At 72.1% G+C, this 7,200-nt stretch carries 5 protein-coding genes; 1 reads left to right on the top strand and 4 read right to left on the bottom strand.

The genetic code is table 11. From position 1 onward, the window contains the following. Positions 1-350: LysR substrate-binding domain-containing protein (locus tag BKE38_RS10845; protein ID WP_131829560.1), on the top strand; the 350-nt coding region annotated here is incomplete at its 5' end. A gap of 3 nt (positions 351-353) precedes the next feature. Here the strand turns inward: BKE38_RS10845 and BKE38_RS10840 are convergent. From BKE38_RS10840 to BKE38_RS10825, 4 genes are read right to left on the bottom strand one after another with little or no spacing between them, the layout of a single operon-like run. After that, complete coding sequence (locus BKE38_RS10840; protein WP_106409194.1) at positions 354-1,337, bottom strand: serine hydrolase domain-containing protein; 984 nt, start codon at positions 1,335-1,337, stop codon at positions 354-356. 41 nt (positions 1,338-1,378) lie between these two features. After that, entirely contained in the window at positions 1,379-3,928 is a 2,550-nt protein-coding gene (gene ligD, locus BKE38_RS10835) for a DNA ligase D (RefSeq protein WP_076957326.1), read from the bottom strand. Positions 3,929-3,986: 58 nt separating this feature from the next. Beyond that, the gene (locus BKE38_RS10830) at positions 3,987-5,555 is read right to left on the bottom strand and encodes a GMC family oxidoreductase (protein WP_076957325.1); all 1,569 of its coding nucleotides are present in this window, start codon (positions 5,553-5,555) and stop codon (positions 3,987-3,989) included. Between the two features lie 11 nt (positions 5,556-5,566). Next, positions 5,567-7,141 (bottom strand): ABC transporter substrate-binding protein, encoded by a 1,575-nt coding sequence (locus tag BKE38_RS10825; RefSeq protein WP_083747463.1) that lies wholly within the window; start codon positions 7,139-7,141, stop codon positions 5,567-5,569. Between the last annotated feature and the right edge of the window lie 59 nt (positions 7,142-7,200).

The raw sequence follows: 7,200 nt of genomic DNA, 5'->3' as shown, positions 1-7,200 counted from the left end.
ATCTCTGGGACCTGCCGGTGATCTCCAACCCGCCGCCGGCGGCGATGCACCGGCAGATCAGCGGCTGGTTCGCGACCGCCGGCATCGCGCCGCGGCGGCTGTCCGCCTGCACCTCGGTCGCCGTCATCGCCGAGCTGGTGGCGGGGGGCATCGGCGCGGGGCTGCTGCCGATGCGGATGGCGACCCGCTATGTCGCCGAGGGCAGCATGACCCTGCTGGCGGCCAATCCGCCGGTCGAGAATGGCCGCCTTTTCACCACCTACCGCATGGGGGTGGAGGAGCCGAAGGTGATGGCCGTGGCCCGCGCCATCTCCCGCGTGCTGGCCAGCATCGACTACCTGCAGGCGTGAGCGTCAGGCCAGCGCTGGCACGATCGCCTGCTCGACGAGTTCGTGCAGCGCGCGGGCATGGCCGCCGGCGCCGCCCGAGCGCTGGTTGGGGTCGGAGGTCATGGCGATGGACAGGCCTAGCCCCGGCAGCACATGCGCCATTTGCCCGCCGAAGCCCCAGGCGTAGAAGCGCGGCTGCTGCCCGATCGGCCGCAGGAACCAGCCATAGCCATAGGCGTCGCCGGTGAAGGCGGAGGCGGTGCGCGGCGTCCAGCAGGCGGTGATCCAGTCGGGCCGCAGCACGTTCTGGCCGTTCAGCCGGTGCATCTCCGCGAAGCGCAACAGACCCCGCGGCGACATCAGCATGTCGTTGCCGCCGAAGAAGATGCCCTGCGGGTCGCGCGGCCAGGGCGGCAGGGCGATGTCCAGCGGCCCGGCCAGCCAGTCGCGCGCCAGGGCATGGGTGGAGCGCCCGGTCACCCGGGTCAGGATCGCCGAGAGCAGATGCGTGTTGCCGGTGGAATAGAGCATCGGCCCGCCCGGATCGGCGACGAAGGGCCGGGCGAGCGCCGCCCGCACCCAGTCCCGGCTGGCGACCCATTGCCCGTAATAGGCGCCGGAGGTGCGCTCCAGCCCGGCCTGCATCGACAGCAGGTTGCCGATGGTGATGCGGGCCAGCCGTGGATCGGGATTGGCCGGCAGGCGGTCGCGCAGGATCGGCGCGATGGGCTGGTCGGGGCCCTCCAGATGGCCGCGGGCGATGGCAGCGCCGACCAGCGCGGCGATCACCGATTTCGAGACCGACTTGACGTTGGCCGGGCGGTCGGGCGGCGGGCCGCGGTAATGCCGCTCGGCGATGACGGCGCCGTTCCGGGCGACGATCAGGTTGTGCAGCGGCGCCAGGGCCTCGGCGGCGTCGAGCGCCGGCCCCAGGCGCGGATCGGCCTCGGCCCGGGCGGCCAGCGGCAGCAGGGCGGGCGTGGCCAGCAGCAGTCGTCGTGTCAGCATTTCTTTCAGATGGCGCGGCGATGCCGCGCCGGAACCCCGCGTTACGCTTCGCCAAGATCCGGCAGCGGCCGGGCGGCCTCGGCATAGCCCGCCCAGGGGTCGGCGCGCTTCAGCCGGGCGGGCGCCGTCGCGATGGTGAAGGCCTTGGGGTCCAGCTTCGGCCCGAGCTCCTTCCAGGCGATCGGCATGGAGACCGTGGCACCCGGCCGCGCCCGCGGCGACCAGGCGGCCACCGCCGTCGCGCTGTGGTCATTGCGCAGATAATCCAAGAAAATCCTGCCGCGGCGGGCCTTCTTGGCGAGCGTCGTGGTGTATCGGCCGGGCTTCGCCTGGGCCAGCACGTCGCACAGCGCCTTGCAGAAGGCCTTGGCCTCCGGCCAGCCGGCGCCGGGGGTCAGCGGCACCACCACATGCAGCCCCTTGCCGCCGGTGGTCTTGACAAAGGCGCCGAGCGCGAGCTGCTCCAGATGCGTCTTCAGGTCGCGCGCGGCGGCGATGACCGCGTCGAAACCCGTCCCCTCGCCGGGGTCGAGGTCGAAGACCAGCCGGTCGGGGCGGTCGACGTCGTCCGCCATGGCGCCCCAGGGATGGATCTCCAGCACTGCCGCCTGGGCCAGCGCCGCCAGCCCGGCCGCGTCGTCCAGCGCCAGATAGGGTTCCCGCTCGCCCTCCACCTTCACCTCGCGCAGCAGGGAGGAGGTGCCGCGGCCGGCATGGCGCTGGAAGAAGCGCTGGCCCTCGATGCCGTCCGGCGCGCGCAGCAGCGAGACCGGGCGGCCGCCGGCAGAGGCCAGCAGCCGCGGCGCCACGGCGGCGTAGTAGTCGGCCAGCTGCCGCTTGGTCACCGGCGGGTCCGGCCAGAGCCGCTTGTCGGGATTGCTCAGCCGCGGGCCCGTCCTCGCGCCTGTTGCGGGCGACGCCGGCTTCGCCTTGCCGGGCTTCGCCAGCGGGCCAGGCGGCGTCACCTCCGCGGCCGGCTTGTCCTCGCGCAATCCCTTGAAGGAGGCCTGGCGGATCCGGCCCTCGCCGGTCCAGCCGGCAAAGTCGACCTCGGCCACCAGCCGCGGCTCGACCCATTGCGCGCCGCGCCGGTCGGCCGGGTCGACCCCGGCGGAGAAGGGCGAGGTCTTGCGGCCCAGCGGCTTCAGCGCCCGCGCCAGGCTGGCGGCATGCGCCCCGGAAATGCCCGAGCCGACGCGGCCGAGATAGACCAGGCCGCCATCACGCCAGGCGCCGAGCAGCAGGGTCATGCTGCCCTTGGGCCCTTTGCCGACGCCGCCGATGACGAATTCGTCGTTGCCGCGGCACTTGGCCTTCACCCAGTCGCCGCTGCGCCCGGCGCGGTAGGGGGAGGCCGCGCGTTTCGACACCACCCCCTCCAGCCCCATCTGGCAGGCGGAGCGCAGCACGGCGGCGCCGGGGGCGGCGAAATGCTCGACATAGACCACCGCTTTCGGCCCCCGCTTCAGCAGCTGCTGCAGCCGTGCCTTGCGCTCGGTCAGCGGCGCGTCGCGCCAGTCCTTGGCCCCCTCGGCCAGCAGGTCGAAGGCGAAGAAGCGCAGGCTCCCGGTGCGGCCCTGCTCCATGGCGCCGACCAGGGCGGCGAAATCCGGCGTGCCCTCGGCATCGGTCGCCACCAGCTCGCCATCCAGCACGGCATCCGGCAGCTTGCCCAGCGCCGCGGCGGTCTCGGGGAAGCGGCCGGTCCAGTCGAGGCCGTTGCGGGTGAAAAGAATGGCGGCCCCGTCGCGGAGATGCGCCTGCAGCCGGTAGCCGTCGAGCTTCAGCTCATGCAGCCAGGCCTCGCCGGAAGGGGCGCGGTCCTCGCTGGCGCAGAGCTGCGGCGGCACAAAGCGGCCGATCTCGACCGGCGCCTCGGCGGCGGTGCGCTCCTCGGCCCTGGAGCGGCGCGGGGCGCGGGGTGGCGGCGCCGCGCCGGCCTTCTGGCGCGCCGCGGCGATCCGCCCCGGCGAGGCAAGGACGCGCCCCTTCGCCGCCGGCTTCTCCGCCGCCGCGCCGGCGATCTCGGCCATGCTGCGGCCGGAGGCGACGGAGGTCTGCTCCGCCTCGACCAGGGCTTCGCCCTCGCCGGGACGGGCGGCCTCGTCATTCTCCTTGATCAGCAGCCAGTTGTCGCGCTTCTCCCTGGCGCGGCGGCGCATCCGCACCAGGGTCCAGCCGCCCTGCAGCCGCTCGCCATGGGCGCGGAACTTCAGCTTGCCCTCGGCCAGGGCCTTCGCCGGATCGTCGTCCAGGCTTTCCCAGCTGCCGCGGTCCCAGAGCATCACGGTGCCGCCGCCATACTGGCCCTTGGGGATGGTGCCCTCGAAGCTGCCATAGCTGAGGGGATGGTCCTCGACCTCCACGGCCAGCCGCTTGTCGGCCGGGTCCAGGCTGGGGCCGCGGGTGACGGCCCAGCTTTTCAGCGTGCCGTCCAGCTCCAGCCGCAGGTCGTAATGCAGCCGGGTGGCATCGTGCTTCTGGATGACCAGCTGCGGCTGCTTGCCACGCCGCCCGCCGGATTTCGGCTCGGCGGTGCGGCTGAAGTCGCGTTTCTCGTGATAGCGCTGCAGGCTGGCTTTGGTCGGCATGGCATTCCCGCTCCTGCAGCGAGAACGCCAGCGCCGTTCGGAAGGTTTTTCCGCCGTGTCAGGCGGCGCGCATGCGCTGGGCCGCCATCTCGCCGATCATCACGCAGGTGAAGTGCAGGTTGGCGCGGCAGTCGGTGGGCATGATGGCGGCATCGGCCACCCGCAGCCCCTCGACGCCATGCACCCGCAGATCGGGGTCGACCACCGCCATGGCGTCGCTGGCCGGCGCCATGCGGCAGGTGCCGGCGGCATGCTGGATGTCGTTGCACTCGGCCAGCATCAGCGCGTCGAGCTCGGCATCCGGCAGGGCGACGGCTTCGGCGAAGGGCAGGTCGAGCTCGCCGAAGCGGATGGCGGTCGCGATGCCGGCGACTTCCGGCCGCGCCACGATCTTCGCCAGCCGGCGCAGCCCGTCGCGCAGACGCAGGCGGTCGCGCGGATCGTCCAGCATGTTCTCCTCGACCACCGGATTGGCGGCAGGATCGGCCGAGGTCAGCCGCACCTCGCCGCGGGAGAAGGCGTCATAGACCGAGACGCCGATCGAGCCGACCGGCGCCGGCCCGCCGGGGACGAAGCCGGTGTGGTTGAAGGCGATCATGATCATGTCGCGCGCGCCGCCCTCGCCGAGGCCGGAGCTGTAGGTCAGGCAGCAATTGGTGTGGCGGCTGTCCGGGTCAGGGGCGACATGCTCCGGCTTCAGATGCAGGCTGGCGCGCAGGATCGGATGGTCCATCAGCCCCTGGCCGACGCCGGGGGTGTCCTGCAGCACCGGGATGCCGAGGCCCGCCAGCTGCGCCGCCGGGCCGATGCCGGAGCGCATCAGGATGGTCGGGCTGTGGATGGCGCCGGCGCTGAGCACGATTTCCTTCGCCGCGATCTCGACGGCGGCGGGCTCGCCTTCGAAGCGGACCAGCAGGCCGCGGGCGCGCTTGCCGTCGAACAGGACCTTCTCGACCAATGCGCCGCCGCGGATCTCGAGGTTCGGGCGGCCGCGGGCGGGCTCCAGGTAGCCGTCATTGGTGGTCACCCGCAGCCCGTCGCGGCTGTTGATCGGGTAGCAGGCGACGCCCTCGCCCTGGGGCGCGTTCAGGTCCGCCTTCCAGGGATAGCCGAGGCCCAAGGCCGAATCCCGCAGCGCGCGGTCGACCGCGCCCCATTCGGCCTGCGGCGCGTGATGGACCGGCAGCGGCCCGCCCTGGCGGATGCCTGGGCCGGCGGCGGTCTCGTTGTCGTCCTCGATGCGGTCGAAGATCGGCAGCACGTCGGCGGCCGCCCAGCCGGTGCAGCCCAGCGAGGCCCAATGGTCGAAGGCCGCCGGCACGCCGCGGATGGCGATCTGCGCGTTCACCGTCGAGGAGCCGCCCATGGTCTTGCCGCGCCAGTAGAAGCGCGGCGCCTGGACGCGGGTGCGGCGGGTTTCCAGCCCCGGCCACTGCCATTCGGCCTGATGCGCCGGGTCGCGCATGAAGGGGATGATATTGGCGCTGCGCAGCGCATGCGGCGCCTCCGCCGAGCGCCAATCGCGCCCTGCCTCCAGCAGCAGCACGCGGCGGGAAGCATCCTCGGAGAGGCGGGCGGCGAGCGGGGCGCCGGCAGAGCCGGCCCCCACCACGATCACGTCATACATGCGGTCCGGCCTTATTTCTTGGTGACGTTCCAAAACAGCGGGATCGCCGAATTCGGCAGCCCCTCCAGCACGGCGCGATAGGCGGCGGGCTGGGCGAACTGGCCGAAGGGGATGCCCAGGCCCTGCTCGTAGATGATGGCCTGGATCTGGCCGGCGATGTCGCGCTGCGCCTCGCGGCTGGGCGCGCGGGCGAAGGCCTCGTAGAGCGGCACCAGGCGCTGGTCGCAGATGAAGCCGCCGGTCAGCGAGCTGGTGCAGTTGAAGGCGATCACCGAATTGGTCAGCGGCGAGGCCAGGTCGAAGCCCAGCGCATGCACGCCATAGACGCTCCAGCCCTGGCGCTGGGTGCGGCGGGCCAGCACCGAGGCCCAGTCCATCACCTGCAGGTCGACCTTGAAGCCGGCCCGCGCCAGGCGGTCGGCCAGGATCTGGCTGGAAACCTTGGGCGCCTCGAGGTCGGAGGCGGTCAGCACGATCACCGGCTCGCCGGCGTATTTCGTCTGCTTCAGCGCCGCGGCCGCGGCCTCGATCGAGGGATCGACCAGGGCCTCGGCGCCCTGCAGCGTCTCATAGGGCGAGCCGCAGATGAAGAAGGCGGCGCAGGACTCCGAATAGCGGCCGTCGAGGCCGAGCCCGGCCATGACCTCGGTCTGGTTGACCAGGCGCAGCAGCACGCGGCGGATGGCCGGGTCGTTGAAGGGCGGCGAGGCGGTGTTGACGCGGTAATGGCCGGTGAAGCGGTGCGCGCCGGTGAAGTTCATCAGCCGCAGCCGGCGGTCGCGCTCGATGGCGGCCAGCATGTCGAAGGGCGCGTATTGCATGTAGTCGATGTCGCCGGCCTGCAGCGCGGAATAGGCCGTGGCGCCGTCGGGGATGACGCGGATGTCGAGGCCGTCGACCTTCACCACCTTGGCCCCCGCCAGGAAGTCGGTGGGCTCGGGGCGCGGCCTGTAGGCCTCGTTGCGGCGCAGATACAGGCTGTCGCCGGTGCGGTGCCGGGCGCGGTCATAGACGAAGGGGCCGGAGCCGACGATCTCGGAAACCTGCCTCGCGCCCGGGGTCGCCGCGATCCGCGCCGGCATGATGAAGGGCGTGGGCGAGGAGGTGGTGCCGAGGGTGTCGAGCACCAGCCCGTAGCGCTCCTTCAGCACCAGGGTGAAGCTGCCGGGGCCGGTCGCCTCCAGCCTGTCGGTCACCGCGGCCAGGCGGCCGCCGAGCGCGCTGCGGGTGAACCAGCGCTTCAGCGAGGCGACCACGTCGGCGCCGGTGACGGGCGCGCCGTCATGGAAGCTCTGGCCCGGGCGCAGGGTGAAGTTCCAGGTCAGCCCGTCTTCCGAGGTGGTGTACTTGTCCACCATCTGCGGCTGCATCGTGCCCTTGGAATCCGGGCCGAACAGCGTGTCGAAGACCATGTAGCCGAAGGTGCGGGTGATATAGGCGCCGGTGAAATGCGGATCGAGGGTGACGATCTCCGCCTCCAGCACCACCTTCAGCGGCTCGGCCCGCAGCGGGGCGGCGCCAATCCCGAAAGCCAGGGGACCCAGGGCCAGGGCGCCGAGCGCCAGCCAGTTACGCCATCGCATCATCGTGTCATCCCGGAATGAAACCTTCTTGGGACAAGCAAGCCCTATGCCGGTGTGATTGA

It is taken from the genome of Teichococcus deserti, from assembly GCF_001982615.1.
GTDB classification, from domain to species: domain Bacteria; phylum Pseudomonadota; class Alphaproteobacteria; order Acetobacterales; family Acetobacteraceae; genus Pseudoroseomonas; species Pseudoroseomonas deserti.
Note: the sequence above shows the minus strand (reverse complement) of the source record. Positions and strands in the feature narration are given on the sequence as shown.